Source organism: Kistimonas asteriae (assembly GCF_018263925.1).
GTDB lineage: Bacteria > Pseudomonadota > Gammaproteobacteria > Pseudomonadales > Endozoicomonadaceae > Kistimonas > Kistimonas asteriae.
In genome coordinates this window covers 48,496-68,964 of record NZ_JAEVHF010000009.1, presented here as the reverse complement: position 1 = coordinate 68,964, position 20,469 = coordinate 48,496, and the positions used below count along the sequence as shown (strand labels likewise).

Sequence of the window (20,469 nt, the reverse complement as noted above, 5' to 3'; positions counted from 1 at the left end):
CAAGCGTCTTACTCATTCTTATTGAAGCTACAGAATAGCCTCGTGTGACATCGTTGCAGATTAGTCCATCGATCGGAAGGGCACATCATCGATAAGAAATGGTAGAGCATCTGTCAGTTGTCAGCAGGTTCGATACGCTTGTTCTTCTTCGATATCACAGCTGATGGCCGCATGGGGCTGGCCGAACATCAATTTCTGGAATTCATTGCGGTGCATATGGATGAGCTCCCGGTGATTCCCCCCTTCGATGTAGATATCGGCAACCGTATTGAGGGCGTCGTCCCAGACCGTTTTCATGCCGTAGGCGATTCCCATGGCGGGAATGGCGCCAGGCTGGCAGTCAGGGAAGAGATCCTGCAGCGTGGTTTCCTGCACCAGTTTCAGGTTCCGATCCAGGCGCATATTCAACCATGCCAGCATCAACCGGTTGCGTGATGGCATCACGGCCATGACATAGCCATTGTAATCTTTCAGCACCACAGCCTTGGCCATGGTTCGATCCGGAATACAGGCTGAACGGGCGGTGTTCGCCGCCCGTTCAGAGTAGGGATGGGATACCACTTCATAGTTCGTACAGTTTTCAGCGAGAAATGTCTCTAACTGCGATGAAATGGACATGATGCCTCCGACAACTGCTGCTTACCGACACGTCTCAGTTGCTGGTAAGTATATCGGATTGTCAATGAATCTTTTGCTTGTGTCAGCGTCGTTTTAAGACAGATTAAGTGCGAGTAATGGTTTTTTTATAAGTAGAGGCCATAAATATCGGGATAAATACGGGCTGTGTCCGTATTCCTTAACATGACACCATCGGATCTTACTGTGTTGCAGTGCTGGCGCACTTCGGCGTCGCACAGGGGAATAGCAGGAGATAGATGATGACCAGCTTGGGGGATGCAGAACTCGCACTGTGTCACCAGATACGGCAGGAGTTACACCGTTATCCGGAGTTGTCGGGCGCTGAAAGCGATACGGCTGAACGATTGCAACGGTTTTTGGCCGCGCATATCAGGCCTGATCGTGTGCTGACCGGGGTGGGTGGGCATGGTGTACTGGCCCTCTTTGACAATCCACATCCCGGCCCGACAGTCCTCTTGCGTGCTGACATGGATGCAGTGGCGGTTCATGAAACCAGCGTGGCGTCCTATCGGTCAGTACATGAAGGCAAGGCCCATATGTGTGGCCATGATGGACATATGGCAACGCTGCTGGCACTGGGATTCAGGTTAGCGCGGGAGCGGCCGGAGGCGGGACGGGTTGGGTTGCTGTTCCAGCCTGCGGAAGAAGATGGCACGGGCGCCATGGCGATATTGGCCGATGAACGGTTTCAGGCGCTGGCGCCGGACTATGTGATCGGCTGGCATAATCTTCCGGGCACAGCGCTCGGTACCTTGCTGGTGCGCGCCGGCAGCTTTGCCTGCGCGTCCTGTGGTATGGCGATCACGCTCACCGGTAAAACCTCCCATGCAGCCAAGCCAGAGGATGGGGTAAGCCCTCAGGTAGCCATGTGTCGACTGATGGAACGTTTTTCAGCACTCAGTACGCCTGTTGAAAATGATGAAGCGTTTGCGTTGGCTACGGTTGTATATGCGCGGCTGGGGGAACCGGCTTTTGGTATCGCACCGGGTGACGCCACGGTTATGGTGACGCTGAGAACCGCAGCGGATCATCGTATGCAGGCATTAAGGCAGAAAGCGGAAGCGTTAGTCCAGCACGAAGCGGAACAGGCCAGCTTGCAGTGGTCGATCCGTTATCATGATGAATTTGCGGCAACCGAGAATCATCCGGCGGTCGTGGCTCTCATGATGGGCGCGGCCGAAGAAGCGGGGCTTGTTGCAGAGACCGTAGACCGTCCCATGCGATGGTCCGAAGACTTCGGACAGTTTACACGTCGCTTCCAGGGTGCCTTATGTTGTCTCGGTAGTGGAGAGTCTTGCCCACAGCTACACAACCCGGATTATGACTTTCCGGATGCATTGATCGAACAGGGCAGCCATTTCATGTTGCATGCGGCAAAACGTCTGCTATCGGTTTCTATGCCTGCTTAGTTTTTCCAGAAGGAAGGTGGTATATGCGGTCTGTGTTTATTATCCTTTCCATAGGTGTGGAATTTTTTGAACAAAACAACCAATAAGAAATTCATAATGAAATTTTTGAAAAACGGTTTGTTGCCAGTCCTCCTTGCGCTTTTCCCTGGATGGGTGAACGCATCGGGTGGTGGATATGAAGTGCTGGGAGCGACGGAAGATCCACTGGCTTATCTTTGTATCGCCATTTTCGTCCTTGCCTACATAATGGTCATGGGCGAGGAAGTGCTCCATCTGCGTAAATCCAAGCCGGTGATACTCGCCGCGGGTATTATCTGGGCGCTGATTGCCACCATTGCCCACGATTACGGTGTGGAGCATGAAGCGCTGCGTGTCGCCGTGTTGCACAACCTGGGCGAGTACAGCGCGCTGTTCCTCTTCCTGCTGGTGGCGATGACGTTCATCAACACCATGGAAGAACGGCTGGTCTTTGATGCCCTGCGTGCGCGGCTGATGCAGATGGGGCTGAGTTTTCGCCAGTTATTCTGGGTAACCGGAACCCTCGCATTTTTCATCTCGCCGGTGGCGGATAACCTGACCACAGCCCTTTTGATGGGCGCGGTGATTATGTCTGTCGGCGGCGACAGCAAGCGATTTGTGACCCTGGCGATGATTAATGTGGTTGTTGCCGCCAATGCGGGGGGCGCTTTCAGTCCGTTCGGCGATATCACCACGCTGATGGTCTGGCAGGCGGGCAAGGTGGAATTTTTTGGGTTCTTTGCGCTTTTCCTGCCTGCCGTGGTGAATTACCTGGTGCCGGCTCTGATCATGACGGTCTTTGTCCCGACGGAAAAACCCTCGGCGATTAATGAACGTGTCCATATCAAGCCAGGCGGTCTGGTTGTCTGCGGCCTGTTCATGGTGACTATCATTCTGGCCGTGACCTTTGAGAAGGTGTTCTCGCTGCCACCGTTCATGGGCATGATGACCGGTATGTCATTGCTGATGTTTTACACATGGTATTTAACCTTCAGGAGCCAGAAGATGGCACCGAACCATCAACTGGATGAAAGTGAAAAAGGTGAGCTCGACATCTTTCTGAAGGTGGCCAAGGCTGAGTGGGATACCCTGCTGTTTTTCTTCGGCATTATCTTTGCCGTTGGTGGTCTGGGTTACCTGGGCTACCTGGAGATGATCTCTTCGAGCATGTATGCCGAACTGGGTGCCTCCGTAACCAACATCGTGGCTGGATTGGTTTCCGCTGTGGTGGACAACATTCCGGTGATGTTCGCGATCATCAGCATGGATCCTGAAATGGGTAACTTCCAGTGGCTGTTGATTACGCTGACAGCTGGTGTCGGTGGTAGTCTGCTCTCGGTAGGCTCTGCGGCTGGGGTTGCTCTGATGGGGACATCCAAAGGCACCTATACCTTTATGGGCCATTTACGGTGGTCATGGGCGATCGCTTTGGGTTATGCGGCCAGTGTGGGTGTTCATTTTCTTTTGAATAGTTGAGCTGATTATATTGATGTATCAATGCAGGCGCCTAATTGGGCGCCTGTTATTATTCAACCGATGGTTCTTTTACAGTGATGAATATTGTTAGCCATTAACATGCAGTTGTTTGTAAATCTTAATCAAATCTATTTAGGAAATTGATTGGCGTCACCCCTCCTCATTGCCTGATCATGTATTAGTACCTTCTGTCCAAAATCTTGGACAATCCAGAATGAGATCAAGTAATGAATAAACTCACGACAGCGAATGGCGCGCCCATTGCCGATGATGATAACAGTATCTCCGCCGGTGAAAGGGGGTCTCTGACCTTTGATAATTATCGGTTATTTGAAAAGCTGGCGCATTTTAACCGTGAACGGATTCCGGAGCGGGTAGTTCATGCGCGGGGTTATGGGGCGCATGGCACTTTTACATTGACCAAAGATCTATCCGCGTTTTCCATGGCGGACTTTTTGCAGAATGCTGGACGTAAGACCGATGTGTTTGTCCGTTTTTCAACGGTGGCTGGCGGACAGGACTCGGGGGATTTTGTCCGAGATGTGCGCGGTTTCGCCGTACGTTTTTACACGCAGCAGGGCAATTTTGACATGGTGGGTAATAACACGCCGGTCTTTTTTATTCGCGATCCTGCCAAGTTCCCTGATTTTATTCATTCCCAGAAAAAAGACCCGGCCACCAACTTGCCAAACCCCGCTAATCATTGGGAGTTCTGGGCCAGCAATCCGCAGTCCATGCACCAGGTGACCATCCTGATGTCTGATCGGGGGATTCCCTTCTCTTTGCGCCATATGAATGGCTATAGCTCTCATACTCTGAGCCTCTGGAATAAGGCGGATGAGCGCTACTGGATCAAATGGCACTTCAAGACGGATCAAGGCATCCGAACGTTGACGAACGAGGAGGCGGCGCAGAAACCGGCAGATGGAATGCAGCGGGATCTGGTGGAAGCAATTGCCTCCGGTGATTTTCCGAGCTGGACTGTCAAGGTGCAGATCATGAGCGAAGCGCAGGCCCGTGACTATGCTATCAACCCTTTTGACCTGACCAAGGTCTGGCCGCATCAGGACTTTCCTCTGGAGGAAATTGGTAAGCTTGAATTGAACCGTAACGTGGAAAACTACTTTGCCGAAACCGAACAGGTGGCCTTTTCACCCAGTAACCTGGTGCCCGGTATCGGGGCATCGCCGGACAAGATGCTGCAGGGGCGCCTGTTTGCCTATGCAGACGCGCATCGTTACCGGATCGGCGCGAACCATCAACAGCTGCCGGTCAACCGGCCCCAGTGTCCGGTACATCATTATCAGCGTGATGGCGCCATGGCAGGTATAGAATGCCCGTATGGTGGACATAATCAGAGCAGCAAGGTCAATTTTTACCCTAATGACAGGGCCAGTGAAGGGGCACCTGTTCCTGATCCGTCAGTAGCTGAGCCACCTATGCCGCTGGAGGAGCAGGCCTGGACCAAAGCTTATGATAGTCGCGATTCGGACAACTACAGCCAGGCAGGCGATTTGTATCGGTTGATGTCTGAAGAACAGAAGCTGCAGCTGATAGGGAATATTGTGGGTGGCCTGTCCCAAGCCAGCGACTCTATCCAGCAGCGTATGGTCGCTCATTTCACGCAATGTGATGAAGATTATGGCCGTCGGGTGCAGGCGGCGTTGAAAACCGCCGGTATCTGACGGATTTGAGTGGTAGAGCAGGTGTTTCTCATAAGTTCACCTGCTGCTTTTCACTGATGGCTGGCCATCGCCAGTCTTACGCCAAAACCAATCATCACCGTCCCGCTCAGCCAGCGACCCAGTTGCCGGGCCCGGCGACTTTTTCCCAGCGCCTCACCTGCTTTCACGGTAATGGCGATAAAAATGAGATAGCAGAGTGAGGACAGTAGGGTGAATGCCAGCCCCAGCTGGATGAACTGCACCTTCACATCGATAGCCGGATCGACAAAATGGGGCAGGAAAGCCAGGAAGAACAGGATGACCTTTGGATTCAGCAAGTTGGTACAGAATGCCTGCAGAAAGGGGCTGCTGGCACGCCTGGGCTTATCGATCGACGTTGTATGTTCGCCATTCTTCAGTTTCATGATGCCAAGCCAGACCAGGTAAATGGAACCCACCCATTTCAGCACGGTGAACGCACTCGCGGATGCCGCCAAAAGGGCCGCCAGCCCCATAGCGGTGGCTGTGGTATGCACCAGCAGGCCGGATACCGTTCCTGTCGCGGCTTCCAACCCCATGCGGAAACCTTTTCGTGCGCTCCAGCCTGCGACCAGCACCATATCCGGTCCCGGTATCAGGAAGAGGATCAGTGTGGCTGATACAAATGCCAGCCATTGCTCCATACCCATTGCTCTCGTTACTCCTGTCAAATAAGCCCATTGGTTGTTTCTTTCGATCGCTGAACCAGTGGCGAAATGCCTCCCTGTTTCTTGATTTGGGTTTTGGACTGGAGTACCTGTTATTAGTTCAATGGAAATGTAAAAAAGCACCACAAAGATGAGTAACGCCAGATCAGGTCACTTATCCGGAGGCAATGGTGGCGGAAAGACGTGTTGATTGAACCGGCACAGGGTATGAGTACCGGTTCATTATCGGGGGATTACTGTTGGCTTGTGCTGGTATGCAGACCACACTCTCGGTTGCCCAGCACCTTGGTCGGATCAAAATAATCGTCTTCAATGGGCAGGTCGTGCTCGACCTGGTACTCCTCAAGATCCAGCTCAGACCAGTAAAAGACCGGCGCGACCCGGATGATGCCGTTCTGGGTTTTCGTCAGGATATCCAGGTTTTGGCGAAAGGCGGTTTGCTCCTTGCGGATGGCAGTCAGCCAGAAGTCCGGTTTCGCCTCTGCCATGGCGCGCTGGAAAGGTTCCAGTTTGACGTCATGGGTGAAGGCATCATGCGCCGGAGTGTCGACATCCGGAATGCCGCCATAAATCGCCTCCCGGCAGGCACGGCTATAGCGGGGATGATAAATGCGGATGTTCAGATCCAGTGTCTGGATGAGCTGATGGGCAAACTGGTAAGTGGCCGGTGTACCGTAGCCGGAATCAATCCAGACCACCGGAATATCCGGTTTGCGGCTGGCGCACAGGTGGATAATGGCCGCTTCATGGGGGCCAAAGTTGGTCGTCAGTACCGGGCTTTTTGCCTGTTCGAGGGTCCATGCAATGATATCTGCGGGGTGACGGTTAGCCAGCTCACGGTTGAGGCTTTCAAGATCCAGTGTCATAGGCATATTGTTGTTCTGGTTTGCGGGGAGGCTAGGATAGGGTACGTGGATACCCGAAGGCAAGGCAGTCATTTGTCTCTTATGTCTGATTTCAGACACTGTTTATTATTGATAATTATTCCCATCTAGAAGCGAAGTCGCTAGAATCCGTGGTCAGTGTTCAGGAAGGATGCCGTACCTGATTACACGTTGAATCATCCAAATTCGGGGAAACCATGTCAGGCGTTGTTGTAGCCGCACTTTATCAATTCGTCAGCCTGCCAGATTACCAGGCGTTGCGTGAACCGTTGCTGTCCTGTTTGCTGGACAATGGCGTCAGAGGGTCACTGCTGCTGGCAGAAGAGGGCATTAACGGCACCGTGGCCGGTTCCCGGGCCGGAATTGATGCATTGAAAGCCTGGTTGAAGGCTGATGGTCGGTTTACGGCGTTGACCTATAAAGAGTCGCTGTCGGATGACAACCCGTTTTATCGTACCCGGGTCAAGCTCAAGCGGGAGATTGTCACCATGGGTGTGCCCGGTGTCTCCCCTGTCAAGGCGGTGGGAGAGTATGTGGAGCCGGAAGACTGGAATGCCCTGATTTCCGAGCCGGATGTACTGCTGGTCGACACCCGTAATGATTACGAAATTGAGGTGGGCACCTTTAAAGGCGCCATCAACCCCGAAACCGACAATTTCCGGCAGTTTCCCGATTGGGTTGAAAAGCAGCTCAAACCGGCCAAAAAACAACGGGTTGCCATGTTCTGTACCGGGGGTATTCGTTGTGAAAAAGCCACGTCGTTATTGCTGGAACAGGGGGTAGAAGCGGTTTATCACCTGAAAGGCGGCATTCTCAAGTACCTGGAAACGGTGCCGGAATCAGACAGTCTCTGGCAGGGGGAGTGTTTTGTTTTTGATAATCGCGTGACGGTGGATCATGACCTTGAACCTGGCCGTTATGACCAGTGTCATGGCTGCCGGCGCCCCATTACCGAAGAAGATAAACGTTCGCCGTTGTACGTGCGTGGTGTGACCTGCCCCCATTGCCATGACAGCCAGACGGAGCAATCCCGTTCCCGGGCTGCCGAGCGTCAGAATCAGATTGATCTGGCCAGGAAACGTGGTGAACCCATGCCGCTGGGCAATACCCGGCAAAAAGATGCCTGAATCGCAGGCGTCTGCGTCAACTGCATCATCTATAGAGCCATCTGTCGTATACCGATAAGATAATGTAATACCTGCCAGCCACACCTGGGGACGGTGAGGCTGTTGCAGCGCATAAGACTATCCAGGATCGCCATTTTGAGTGAAACAGTACAAGCTGCCGGCCATGAGGCCGGAGAGCAGCACGATTCCCGCGTTTATAACTGGCAACGGATTCGCCGCATTGCGCTTGAGTTCAAGCGCGAGCTGGTGGTTGCCAACATTGTGGCCCTGCTGGCGACCCTGGCCAGTGTGCCAACACCGCTCTTGTTGCCATTGCTGGTGGATGAGGTGTTGCTGCAGGAGCCCGGTGCGGTCGTAGCTACCCTTCGGCCGTTGATCCCGAAAGAGTGGCATGGGCCGTCTTTCTATATTCTGCTGGTGCTGGGGGTGACCATCGTCCTGCGCTTACTGGCATTGATTTTCAATGTCTGGCAGACACGGCAGTTCACGATTATTTCCAAGGAAGTGGTTTTCCGGATGCGATCCAGCCTTCTGCACAAGCTGTCGCGGGTCTCCATGTCGGAATATGAGACGCTGGGCAGTGGTTCGGTTGCTTCCCGCTTTGTGACAGATCTCAATACCATTGACCAGTTTATTGGTTCCACGGTCAGCCGCCTGTTGGTGGCGGTCCTGTCAATCATTGGAACGGCAGGGGTGTTGCTATGGCTGCACTGGCAGCTGGCGCTGATTATTCTGTTTTTCAACCCGGTGGTGATCTGGTTTACCACGCGCCTGGGCAAGAAGATCCGGAACCTCAAGAAAGAAGAAAACAGCGCCTTTGACGTCTTTCAGGCGGCGCTGACGGAAACATTGGACGGCATTCAGCAGATCCGGACGGCTAACCGTGAAAAACACTATATCAGTCGTTTGATGGACCATGCCCGTACCGTACGGGATCGCTCCACCGCCTTTGCCTGGAAAAACGACGCTGCCAGCCGGTTCAGCTTTGTGCTGTTCCTGCTGGGTGTGGATGTCTTCCGTGCCTGCGCCATGCTGACGGTGGTGTTCTCTGACCTATCCATTGGTGAGATGTTTGCCGTGTTTGGTTACCTCTGGTTCATGATGGGGCCGGTTAATGAGCTGCTGAGCATGCAGTACGGGTATTTTGCCTCTAATGCAGCGCTGAAGCGTATCAACAGCCTGTTGGAGCTGGAGGAAGAGAAACGGTATACCGCATTGCTGGATCCTTTCCGTGGCCATAAAACCGTTGGACTGGATATCGAGGGTGTCCACTTTGCGTATGGCGATAACGAAATCCTCAAAGGTGTGTCGTTGTCAGTGAAGCCGGGCGAGAAGGTGGCGCTGGTTGGCGCCAGTGGCGGTGGTAAGTCAACGCTGGTCAAGGTGTTGCTGGGCCTGTATACGCCAACACAGGGCTGTGTCCACTTTGGGGATACGCCCATGGAGCAGGTCGGTGTTGATGCCATACGGGAGAATGTGGTCACCGTTTTGCAACACCCGGTTCTGTTCAATACCACGGTGCGGGAAAACCTCTGCCTGGGACGGCATGTGCCAGATGAGACGCTCTGGCAGGCGCTGGAAGTGGCTCAGCTCAAGCCCTTTATCGAACAGATGGAAGCGGGTCTTGAAACCCTGATTGGTAACCAGGGGGTTCGGCTGTCCGGCGGACAGCGCCAGCGTTTGGCCATTGCCCGCATGATTGTGACTGACCCGGCCATCGTGATTCTGGATGAAGCGACCTCTGCTCTGGACACTGCGACGGAGTTCCTGCTCCACAAGGGGATGGAGGAGTTCCTCGCCAGCCGGACGACGCTGATCATTGCCCACCGGCTGAGTGCCGTGAAACAGGCGGATCGTGTCTATGTCTTCGAAGATGGCTGCATCAGTGAAGAGGGTGGGCATGATGAGCTGATTCAGCAGAACGGCCTCTATGCCCGGCTCTATGGCCACCTGCAATAACGGCGAACGAAACAGCACGTAGTGACGTTTACTTTTATCAGGCAAGACCTACAGCACACGGTGTGTTCTGGGCCTTGCCTGCCTCTTATGTTCCTTCAGTCCTGCCGCAGTTTATGACGATTTTTCCGGTATCGATGGCGGCTCCAGCGTTTTTTGTCTGATGATGTAGACACTGACGCAGCTCGCAATCACCACCAGCAGTAACCTTACAGGCCAAAGCGGAACCATCATGATGGATACGCTGATGCTGAGCCAGAGTACGATCAGGGTATAGATTTTGGCCTTGCGCGGAATGCCCTTTCCATCCAGATAGTAGTGAATATAACGCCCCAGGTGCGGATGCCCCAGCAGCCACTGGTGAAACGCCGGAGAGCTGCGTAGAAAGCAGGCCGCTGCCAGCAGCAAAAAGGGGGTGGTGGGCAATACCGGTAAAAAAATCCCCAGAATGCCAAGCGCTGTAGCAAGGACGCCTACGGTGGTCAGCAGTAGTCGTATCAGGGGATTCTTCTGTAATTTATCCGGGGTATTCGTTGTCATAAAGGCACTATGGCAGATTCAAAACGGCTTTCACTTACTGTATCACAGCGCTCGCAGGGATCAGGAGTCGCCGCTGTGTTTGAACGTTATATAAAGTGCGGGTGTAGTGCTATTCATATATTCTAATACGATATATTTACTTAAAATTATACAAATATAAAAATAAGTATAATTATAGTGTGCCATACATCCTATAACTATCGTGAAGACAAGGGGTCAGGAGGGAGCCATGCCGGCTATTTACAATGCTCCATTGAAAGATATTCGTTTTCTCATTCACGGGCTGTTGGAGGGTGGTGGTATATCGTCACTGGCTAAATACCATGAGATCACGGCAGACCTTCTGGACGCCGTGCTGGATGAAGGTGGCAGGCTCTGCGAACAGGAGTTTCTGAGGGTCAATGCCAGCGGTGATGAGCAAGGCTGCCGCTACGATGTGGATACGCAGACGGTGACCACGCCTACTGGGTTCAAGCAGGCTTATCAGGCTTTTGCGGAAGGTGGCTGGTTAGGGATCAGCATGGATGAAGCCTGGGGAGGGCAGGCCATGCCGCATCTCCTGGGGTTTGCCATGGAAGAGATGAGTTGTGCCGCCAACCTGTCGCTGAGTATGTATCCGGGGCTGACGGTGGGTGCCATGAACCTGATTGCCGCCCATGCCAATGAGCAACTGCAGCAGGCGTACCTTCCGAATATGGTCAGTGGGCAGTGGTCTGGCACCATGTGCTTGACGGAACCCCAGTGTGGTACGGACCTGGGTATGATCCGCACAAAAGCGGAGCCTCAGGACGATGGCAGCTATGCCGTCACCGGCAACAAGATCTGGATCACCAGCGGTGAGCATGACCTTGCAGAGAATATCATTCATCTCGTTCTGGCCAGACTGCCCGATGCACCCGAGGGCGTGAAAGGGATCTCGCTGTTTCTTGTGCCCAAAGTGCTGGAAGACGGCCAACGCAATACGTTAGGTTGCACGGGGCTTGAGCATAAAATGGGCATCCGTGGGTCTTCTACCTGTTTCATGAGTTTTGACAATGCCGTCGGTTGGCTGGTGGGTGAGCCTCACAAGGGGCTCAGCTGCATGTTCACCATGATGAATGCTGCTCGCCTGATGGTCGGGTTGCAGGGGCTCGGTGCGGCAGAAAGTGCCTATCAGACAGCCCTCTCGTTCGCCCGGGAGCGGCTGCAGAGTCGTTCCATTTCAGGTCCTGTTGAACCTGATCAGCCGGCAGATCCTATTCTCGTTCATCCGGATGTTCGTCGCATGTTATTGCGTCAGAAAGTCATGAATGAAGGGAGCCGTGCCCTGGCCTATTGGACCGCCATGCACATTGATATCAGTTATCATCATGATGATGAAACCGTACGTGAGCAGGCGGATGATATCGTCCAGCTGATGACGCCGGTGGTTAAAGCTCACCTGACCGATGAAGGTTTTGACTGCTGCAACCTGGCCCTGCAGACACTGGGCGGTTCAGGGTTTACCCGGGACTGGGGCATTGAACAGCTGGTGCGCGATGTTCGTATCACCCGTATTTATGAAGGAACCAACGGTATTCAGGCGTTGGATCTGGTGGGGCGTAAATTGCCCATGCAGGGGGGACGGTTGATTCGCCGTTTTCTGCAACTGCTGGATACGGAGCTGAAAACCTTCAGTCATCATCGTCACTATCCTGCCGTGAATGCGGCCAGGGAAGACCTGCAGGCGGCTACGTTCTGGTTGGCACAGGAAGGTATGAAAGATCCAGAAGAGGCGGCCCAGGGGGCTACACCCTACCTGCGCCTGCTGGCGCTGACCGCCATCGGCTGGCTGTGGCTGAAAATGAGCCTGAAGGCTGAGCAGGCGTTGGCCGCCGGTGATCCTGATGTCGGGTTTTATCAGAGCAAGATCAAGTCTGCGGATTTTTACATGGCCAAGGTGCTGTCGGAAACCGCCATTCTGCTTAAGGATATCCAATCCGGCAAGCAGGTATTAATGGCATTTGGCGACGATGAGTTTTAATACCTGTTGCCTATTGCCGCGATAAAAAATCGTTATTTTTTTGGTATAACAGTTGGCTGCATACTAAGTACTAACGCAATTAACGGTTTTACATCAGGAGCCAGCAATGTTGGAAAGTCGTGAAGGCCAGACGGTGCCAAAGGTAACGTTTCGTGTACGCGAAGGGGGGGAATGGCAGGATCTTTCCACCGATGACCTGTTTAAAGGCAAGACGGTGATTGTCTTCTCCCTGCCCGGGGCATTTACGCCAACCTGCTCGTCGACCCATCTGCCCCGTTACAATGAGCTGGCGGATGTATTCCGTCGACAGGGTGTGGATGCCATCCTCTGTGTGTCGGTTAACGATACCTTTGTCATGAATGAATGGAAAAAAGACCAGGATGCCGAAAATATCACGTTCATTCCTGACGGCAACGGTGAGTTTTCCGATGGTATGGGCATGCTGGTTGACAAGAATGAACTGGGGTTTGGCCAGCGCAGCTGGCGTTATTCGATGCTGGTGAAAGATGGGGTTGTGGACAGAATGTTCATTGAGCCAGATGAGCCCGGTGATCCTTTTCATGTCAGCGATGCCGACACTATGCTGAATTATCTCTGCAGTGACTGGCAGGAACCCGATGCCTGGGCGTTGTTCACCCGTGAAGGGTGTCCTCACTGTGCCCGTGCGAAAGCAATGTTGGAAGATCGGGATATCAGCTATGAAAATATGCCTCTGGTTCGTGGCAGCCATGCCTCCCGAGTCCTTCGGGCTGTCGCCAATGCCGGAACGGTGCCGCAGATATTCCTGAATGGTCGCCTGATTGGCGGTGCGGATGAGCTGGAGCAGTATTTCGCCGCTCGGTGAAAAGCGCTTTAACCAGTCACATACTTTTTTTCGGCGCGCAGGCGCCGTTTTTTTTCTGGCAATTCCTGCTTTCGCTTTTTATCTCTACGTCGCTTGCCGTATGCTTTAGGGAGAGAATAAAAAAGGGCGGGGGGAATCCGTAGTGCGAAACAGACTTGCATGGCTTCTGGCTGGCTGCTTGTTGTTGCAGGGTGCTTCGTTACAGGCTTCACAGGACGTTGCTGATTCGGTGGCACCGGAGGAGGGAACCGGTACTACTACGCAGGAACGGGTCAGTGCCAATGAGTTTATGGTGGCGGCAGCCAATCCTCATGCGGTCAAGGCAGGTTATGAGATCCTCAGGGAAGGGGGTTCCGCCGTCGATGCCATGATTGCGGTCCAGCTGGTACTCAATCTGGTCGAGCCGCAGTCATCTGGTATTGGTGGTGGTGCATTTGTCGTGTACTACGACAGTGATGATGGAAAACTGACTACGTGGGATGGTCGTGAAACGGCGCCACAGTCAGTCACGCCTGATCTTTTCCTTGATAAGAAAGGAAAGCCTTTGTCGTTTTATGATGCGGTGGTTGGTGGCCGCTCGGTGGCGACGCCCGGCACCTTGAAGCTTATGTATAGCCTGCATGAGCGCTATGGAAAGCTGGATTGGGACGTCTTGTTCCAGCCTGCCATCCGGTTGGCCCAGGAAGGTTTCAGGGTGTCCCCACGCTTGGCAGCCTTGATTGCCAAGGATGAAAATCGCCTGCGTCGCTATCCGGTGACGGCGACATATTTTTTCCCCGGTGGTGAGGCCCTCAAAGAGGGTGAATTGCTCACCAATGTCATCTTTGCCAATACATTATCGTTAATTGCAGAAAAGGGCATTGAACCCTTTTACACCGGTGAAATCGGCCGTGACATCGTGGCCGCGGTTCGCTCTGTCACCGACAATCCGGGCGTCCTGAGTCGTGAAGATCTGGCTAATTACCAGGTCTGGGAACGGGCACCGGCCTGCCTTGACTATCGAGGTGACACGGTTTGTGGCATGGGGCCGCCGAGTTCGGGCGGACTGACCGTAGGGCAGATACTGGGTATGCTGGAACCCTTCGATCTGTCGGAATTGGGCCCGGATAATCCGGAGAGCTGGCGGCTGATTGGTGATGCGTCCCGTCTGGCGTTTGCGGATCGAGGGCACTATATGGCGGATACTGATTTTGTCACAGTACCGGCGGGGCTGCTGGATAAAGCTTATCTCAGGCAGCGTAGTGAATTACTGGATACCAAACGTGCGCTTACCAACGTCAAGCCTGGCACACCTCCCGGTAAGAGAAGGCTGGAACGGGCAGAAGACGAATCAATAGAACTTCCATCAACCACACACCTGAGTATTGTGGATGCCGATGGCAATGTGGTTTCCATGACATCGACCATTGAGAATGCGTTTGGTTCACGGCTGATGGTCAGGGGGTTTCTGCTAAATAATGAAATGACCGATTTCTCCTTTCGTCCAAGCAAGGATGGCAAGCCAGTAGCCAACCGGATAGAACCAGGTAAACGTCCTCGTTCCTCCATGGCACCGACCATTGTGATGCGTGATGACAAACCTTACCTGGTCGTGGGGTCGCCAGGCGGCAGTCGTATTATCGGGTATGTGACAAAGACCCTGATTGCCCACCTGGACTGGCAGATGCCGATTGATGAGGCGATCCAGTTACCCCACCTGATCAATCGATTCGGCCCCTATGATATTGAAGCCGGAACAGCCGCAGAGAAACTGGTAGCACCTCTCAAGGCGATGGGGTATCAGGTCAACAGGCGTGATTTGAACAGTGGTCTGCATGGTATTGTTATCACGGAAAAGGGACTGGAAGGCGCAGCAGATGCCCGCCGTGAAGGCGCCGTGATGGGAGACTGATGTGTAGGGGATATACGGCGGTAAAGGCTGACAGCGTCGTGTGCTATAACGCTGTATCGTGTGAGTGGGTGTGAAGGGAGTGTGAATGGTTTTTCTGGGCGCGTTTCGACAGTCTGAGGTTCCCCGTTTCGGGTTTGCCATGCTGTTATTGATGTTGATGACCGTGGTGGTGGTATTCCCCTTCATGCCGGATGTGATTCGGGCCGGCTTTATGCTGAAGGTGTCATTATCGATGTTGCTGGTGGCATCCGTTTATATTCTGAGCCACAAGCGCAAGTTCCTTATCATTGCCAGCTTTCTGGCGCTTCCAACGTTTATTACGCTGTGGTTGCCCGTTCTCTATAACCGTCCGGCGTTTATCTTTCTCGATAACATGACCAACCTGTTGTTTTTCAGTTATGTGATTTATGAGTTGGTTGTGCTGATTTTTTCAGCGAAGCGGGTCGATCGCAATATTATCTATGGCAGTATGTGTGTGTATCTGCTGCTGGGGTTGCAGGGAGCGTTTATTTACACGTTGTTGGAGTTCTGGATGCCCGGTTCATTCCATGGCGAAGGGTTAGCCAGCATTCACGATATTTCGACGTTTATCTATTTCAGTTTTGTCACCCTGTCCACGCTGGGGTATGGCGATATTGTGCCGGCGACGCGTGGCGCCCAGGCAATCACCAGTATGGAGGCGCTTATTGGTCAATTTTATCTGACGGTGCTGGTGGCACGATTGGTCGGTATTCATATCAGCCAGCGTTGAGAAATGCATATCAGCAAGCGTTGACCAATAAAAAAGCCCGTCCAAATGACGGGCTTTTTGGTTTTAGGCTGTGTGGCTCTTGTGATCAGGATCAGAATCGTTATGTTCGATCAATTCACCTTTCACCCGCTCACGCATGGCCTGGATGATCTTATAGAGTACCGGTGTCAGCAGTGTGCCAAGGATCGTGGCGGCCAGCATACCGGACATGACCGTTGTACCCAGTGAGCGACGGCTGGCAGCACCCGCACCACTGGCGATTACCAGCGGCATAACCCCCAGAATGAAGGAGAGTGCCGTCATCATGACCGCCCGGAAACGCAGGCCGGCGGCGTTAAGGGCAGAGTCAAAGATGCTATTGCCCTGCTGTCGCTGAACCATGGCGAATTCGACAATCAGGATCGCCGTTTTCGCCGAGATCCCTATCAGCAGTACCAGACCGATCTGGGCATAGATATCGTTCACCATGCCCGTTACGAACAATCCCGCCATGGCGCCGAACGCTGCGATTGGTACCGAAGCGATAACCGCGAACGGAATGTTCCAGCTTTCATACTGGGCGACGAGGAACAGGTATACAAAGATCAGCGCCAGAGAGAACAGGATCGGTGCAAGGTTACCCGCCTGGATCTCCTGCAGGGACTGACCAGCCCAGGAGAAGGTATAACCATCCGGTAGTTTGGCGCCCAGTTCCTTCATGGCATTAATCGCATCACCGGAACTGTGGCCGGGTGACGCTTGACCATTCACCGTCGCAGAGCGGTAGAGGTTGAAGTGGGTCAGACTGGTTGGCCCGAGAATTGGTGACAGGCGTGCGAACGTGGACAGCGGCACCATTTCACCGTCCTTGTTACGGACATAGAAATGTTGCAGATCCTGAGGTTCCGAACGGTACTCGGTTTGGGCCTGGATGATCACCTGGTAGATACGGCCAAACTTGTTGAAATCGTTGATGTACAACGAGCCCAGCTGTGCCTGCAGGGTCATGAAGACGTCCGACATGGCGATGCCCTGCACCTTGACCTTGTTCCGGTCAACTTCCAGGAAGTACTGGGGAACATTGGCTCGGTAGGTGCTGAATACGCGGTTAAGTGCCGGATTCTGATTGGCTTCATAGATCAGGCCGTTGAGCACCTGGGACAGTTCCTGCGGGCTGCGGCTCATGGTGTCCTGCAGTCGGAAGTCGAAGCCGCCGGTGCTGCCCAGGCCCGGAATCGGGGGCAGGTTGAAGGCCATGGCCTGCGCATCCGGCAGTGTCCAGAGCGTACCCTGGATGCGACCGAGGATGGCGTCCAGCTGAAGATCCGGTGATTTTCGTTCTGCCCAGTCTTCCAGTACCGCAATGCCCAGTGCATTGTTGGAGCCAGCGCCACCGAGCAGACTGAAGCCGGACACGGAGATAAAGTCCGTGACGCCTTTCTGCTGCAGTACCAGATCGGTGATGCGATGCATGACGTCTTCGGTACGGTTGACGGAAGAAGCGTCCGGGAGCTGAACATCAACGAAGACAAAGCCCTGGTCTTCTTCTGGTACGAACCCGGTGGGGACCATTTTCGCCAGGAAACCGGTGCTGCCCAGCAATACCAGGAACAGGACGCCCATCAGCGTGGAGCGACGCAGCATCCAACGTACCCATCCGGTATAGCCAGCGGTGAGTTTGGTGATGAACCGCTCAAAGGGCTTCAGGAAAGCCATATGTCCCATGCGACCCTGTTTCAGCAGGACCACGCACAATGCGGGGCTGAGGGTCAGTGCGTTGACGGATGAGATCAGAACCGCAACAGAGATGGTTACCGAGAACTGTTTATACAGTTCACCAGTAATCCCAGGCATAAACCCGACGGGGACGAACACCGCCAAAAGAACCAGCGTTGTGGCGATAACCGGACCGGTAACCTCCCGCATGGCCTCCAGGGTTGCGGCTACCGGCTCCATTTTCTCTTTGGTGATTAATCGCTCTACGTTTTCGATGACCACGATCGCGTCATCGACCACCACCCCGATGGCCAGTACCAGACCAAACAGCGTAATACTGTTAATGGTGTAGCCAAGGGCATTCATGACCGCAAAAGTACCGATCAGGGAGACCGGAATCGCGATGGAGGGAATCAGGGTTGCCCGCCAGTTCTGAAGGAACAGGAACACAACCAGAATAACCAGACCAACCGCCTGATAAAGAGTGGTTACCACCTCATCAATAGACGCATTAATGAACTTGGTAGTGTCGTAGGGGATATGGTATTCCAGACCCTGGGGGAAGTTCTTGGAAAGCTTGTCGATCTCCGCGTAAACGCTTTTGGCCACCTGGGTCGCGTTGGCATCCGGTAGCTGATAGATAACGACGAACGCCGTTGGATTGTTATTCAGCTTGGCGCTGGCACTGTAGGTTTTCGACCCCATCTGGATTTTTGCCACATCCCGCAGCCGAACGATGGCGCCATCAGTTTTGGCACGGATAATGACTTGGCCAAACTCTTCCGGGCTGATCAAGCGGCCACGGGTCTGAATCGTATATTCGAACTGCTGATCTGGTAGCGTAGGACCCTGGCCGAGTTTACCGGCAGCAACGATGGTGTTTTGTTCCTGCAGTGCCTGCTGGATATCCGCAACGGTGACGTCCAGGGAGTGCATGCTGTCAGGATCCAGCCAGATCCGCATGCTGTAGGTCATTTCACCCATGACCTCGACCTTGGCCACACCGTCAAGACGTGCCAAGGGCTCAGTCAAATAATTGGTTGCGTAGTTACTCAGGAATATCTGGTCAAACTTGTTGCCTTTGGCGAACAGGTTGATACCCATCAGCATGTTACTGGACTGCTTGATGGTGGTAATACCCTGACGGCGTACCTCTTCGGGCAGACTGGATTCGGCAATGGCGACCCGGTTCTGGACGTTGACCTGGGCCATGTCATCATCGGTACCGCTCTTGAAGGTGACCGTAATCGTGGCAGAGCCATTATTGGAAGCGGTCGATTCGATGTAGAGCATATCCTCTACGCCGTTGACCTGTTCTTCAATCGGACGTATGACAGACTCTTCCACCACGCTGGCGCTGGCGCCGGGGTAGACGGCGGTAACAGTGACCTGGGGTGGCGCCAGTTCCGGATACATATTAACCGGCAGGGTGTACAGGGAGATCAACCCCGCCAGTGTGATGACTATCGAGATGACGAAGGCAAACTTCGGCCTGTGTATGAAAAACTGACTGATCATTACTGGGCCCCTGCGCTGGCTTCAGGTGAGGCGCCGGCGGTAGTGGGACGAGACGATGATTCTGCCGGAGTGGACAGGGTGCCGGTTGTCATGTTGATGTCTTTCAGAACAGGGTTCACAACGAGGCCGGGGCGAACCTTCTGAAGACCTTCGACCACGATCCGCTCGCCCATCTTTAACCCTTTGTTGACGACCCACATCGCGCCGAGGCGGCGGCCCATGTCAACCATCCGGGTTTCAATCTTGTTGTCGTCTGTCACAACTAGCACAAAACGCCCCTGCTGGTTTTCCTGGACGGCAGCCTGAGGAATCAACGGCATTTCCGTTTTTTCTTTGCTCTCGGCAATCAGGGTGACGTAGAGACCTGGCAGCAGGATGTTTTCCGGGTTAGGGAATTCGGCCCGCATGTTGATTGTGCCCGTGGTTTCATCCGCACGGGTATTGGCAAAGTTGAATGTGCCGGGTTGAGAGAATTCACCACCGGTAGGCAGTCGTAGCGACAGGTCGAAATCATTGGGGCGTTCACGACTGCCAGCATATTGCTCCAGGTATTTGACCACGTCCTTGTCATTGACTGAGAAGGAAACATACATGGGGTCCGTGCTGGTCAGAACCGCCAGTGGTTCACTGGAAGGACCAACCAGGTTGCCAACACTGTAGCGCGCTTTGCCGATTTCACCGGAGAAGGGGGCGGTGATGCGGGTGTAGGACAGGTTGATCATGGCCGTTTCCAGCTCAGCCTGCCGTGCCTGTACCGATGCACGGGCCTGGGCGTCATTACTGGTTAGGGTGTCCACGTCAGACTGACTGATAAAGCCTTTGGGAAACAGTTCACGACCACGCTTAAGGGCTTTTTCTGCACGGATAAGCTCTGCCTTGCTACTGCTCAGGTTGGCTTTGGCCTGACTGATAGTGGCTTTAAACGGGGCAGGATCAATTTCAAACAACAGTTGCCCTTTCTCAACCCGGTCGCCTTCGATGAACTCGCGACGGGTCAGGTAGCCTTCAACCCGCGCACGCAGATCAACTTCTTCGACGGCTTCTGTTCGGGCAACAAATTCCCTGTAATCCCCAACGGGTCGGTTCTCAACCTTGACTACGGATACCGCAGGTGCCGGTGCGGCTGCCTGTTGCTTGTCAGCATCATCGCTGCACCCTGCAAGCAGGAGTGAGAAGCCAGCGGCAAGCGCAAGGCTCGTCTTGATAGAAAATCGGTTGGTTATGGTCATTCCTGTATCTCATTCAGCTGTGCAGGCACAGACAAGTCATCCATCACTGCTGACGGTAAGACGGGCATCTGTCAGCAAAGGTTGCGTTCTAGTTGTAAAAGCCGTCGTCTATTCCGAAA

At 53.7% G+C, this 20,469-nt stretch carries 15 protein-coding genes; 9 read left to right on the top strand and 6 right to left on the bottom strand.

The features are described from left to right. Nucleotides 1-120 precede the first annotated feature (120 nt). Nucleotides 121-618, bottom strand: a complete 498-nt coding sequence (locus tag KHS78_RS11625) for an aminoacyl-tRNA deacylase (RefSeq protein WP_211828634.1) — start codon at nt 616-618, stop codon at nt 121-123. Nucleotides 619-875: 257 nt separating this feature from the next. Between KHS78_RS11625 and KHS78_RS11620 the strand changes: the two genes are divergently transcribed. The 3 genes from KHS78_RS11620 (at nt 876) to KHS78_RS11610 (ending at nt 5,227) form a co-directional block, all read left to right on the top strand. Beyond that, nucleotides 876-2,048, top strand: a complete 1,173-nt coding sequence (locus KHS78_RS11620) for an amidohydrolase (protein ID WP_211828632.1) — start codon at nt 876-878, stop codon at nt 2,046-2,048. 96 nt (nt 2,049-2,144) lie between these two features. Continuing rightward, entirely contained in the window at nt 2,145-3,542 is a 1,398-nt protein-coding gene (gene nhaD / locus KHS78_RS11615; protein WP_211828630.1) for a sodium:proton antiporter NhaD, read from the top strand. A gap of 227 nt (nt 3,543-3,769) precedes the next feature. Continuing rightward, nucleotides 3,770-5,227 carry a catalase gene (locus KHS78_RS11610; RefSeq protein ID WP_211828628.1) on the top strand — a complete coding sequence of 486 codons (1,458 nt, stop codon included), beginning with the start codon at nt 3,770-3,772 and terminating at the stop codon, nt 5,225-5,227. A gap of 50 nt (nt 5,228-5,277) precedes the next feature. On the opposite strand, the gene KHS78_RS11605 is transcribed toward KHS78_RS11610, so the two are convergent. Both KHS78_RS11605 and KHS78_RS11600 read right to left on the bottom strand, forming a co-directional pair. After that, on the bottom strand, nt 5,278-5,895 hold the full coding sequence (locus KHS78_RS11605; protein ID WP_211828626.1) for a LysE family translocator: 618 nt from the start codon (nt 5,893-5,895) through the stop codon (nt 5,278-5,280). Between the two features lie 251 nt (nt 5,896-6,146). Continuing rightward, a complete protein-coding gene (locus KHS78_RS11600) occupies nt 6,147-6,785 on the bottom strand; it encodes a phosphoadenosine phosphosulfate reductase domain-containing protein (protein ID WP_343216908.1) in 639 nt (212 codons plus the stop codon). A gap of 209 nt (nt 6,786-6,994) precedes the next feature. Between KHS78_RS11600 and trhO the strand changes: the two genes are divergently transcribed. Together trhO and KHS78_RS11590 are read left to right on the top strand one after the other, a co-directional pair. Beyond that, nucleotides 6,995-7,924 (top strand): oxygen-dependent tRNA uridine(34) hydroxylase TrhO, encoded by a 930-nt coding sequence (gene trhO / locus KHS78_RS11595; RefSeq protein ID WP_211828624.1) that lies wholly within the window; start codon nt 6,995-6,997, stop codon nt 7,922-7,924. 135 nt (nt 7,925-8,059) lie between these two features. Then, complete coding sequence (locus KHS78_RS11590; RefSeq protein WP_246506394.1) at nt 8,060-9,883, top strand: ABC transporter ATP-binding protein; 1,824 nt, start codon at nt 8,060-8,062, stop codon at nt 9,881-9,883. A 111-nt stretch (nt 9,884-9,994) separates the two neighbouring features. Here KHS78_RS11590 and KHS78_RS11585 read toward each other — a convergent pair whose 3' ends face one another. Then, nucleotides 9,995-10,420 (bottom strand): YbaN family protein, encoded by a 426-nt coding sequence (locus KHS78_RS11585; protein ID WP_211828622.1) that lies wholly within the window; start codon nt 10,418-10,420, stop codon nt 9,995-9,997. A gap of 229 nt (nt 10,421-10,649) precedes the next feature. On the opposite strand from KHS78_RS11585, the gene KHS78_RS11580 reads away from it, so the two are divergent. From KHS78_RS11580 to KHS78_RS11565, 4 genes are all read left to right on the top strand, one after another. Next, the gene (locus KHS78_RS11580) at nt 10,650-12,422 is read left to right on the top strand and encodes an acyl-CoA dehydrogenase C-terminal domain-containing protein (protein ID WP_211828620.1); all 1,773 of its coding nucleotides are present in this window, start codon (nt 10,650-10,652) and stop codon (nt 12,420-12,422) included. Between the two features lie 106 nt (nt 12,423-12,528). After that, on the top strand, nt 12,529-13,266 hold the full coding sequence (locus tag KHS78_RS11575; protein ID WP_211828618.1) for a glutathione peroxidase: 738 nt from the start codon (nt 12,529-12,531) through the stop codon (nt 13,264-13,266). Nucleotides 13,267-13,408: 142 nt separating this feature from the next. Then, nucleotides 13,409-15,157 carry a gamma-glutamyltransferase gene (gene ggt, locus KHS78_RS11570; RefSeq protein ID WP_343216907.1) on the top strand — a complete coding sequence of 583 codons (1,749 nt, stop codon included), beginning with the start codon at nt 13,409-13,411 and terminating at the stop codon, nt 15,155-15,157. 85 nt (nt 15,158-15,242) lie between these two features. Further along, a complete protein-coding gene (locus KHS78_RS11565; RefSeq protein WP_211828616.1) occupies nt 15,243-15,908 on the top strand; it encodes a two pore domain potassium channel family protein in 666 nt (221 codons plus the stop codon). 63 nt (nt 15,909-15,971) lie between these two features. On the opposite strand, the gene KHS78_RS11560 is transcribed toward KHS78_RS11565, so the two are convergent. Both KHS78_RS11560 and KHS78_RS11555 read right to left on the bottom strand, forming a co-directional pair. After that, the gene (locus KHS78_RS11560; protein WP_211828614.1) at nt 15,972-19,121 is read right to left on the bottom strand and encodes an efflux RND transporter permease subunit; all 3,150 of its coding nucleotides are present in this window, start codon (nt 19,119-19,121) and stop codon (nt 15,972-15,974) included. Continuing rightward, nucleotides 19,121-20,350, bottom strand: a complete 1,230-nt coding sequence (locus KHS78_RS11555; RefSeq protein ID WP_211828612.1) for an efflux RND transporter periplasmic adaptor subunit — start codon at nt 20,348-20,350, stop codon at nt 19,121-19,123. The genes KHS78_RS11560 and KHS78_RS11555 overlap by 1 nt, the downstream gene beginning before the upstream one ends. Nucleotides 20,351-20,469: the final 119 nt, after the last annotated feature.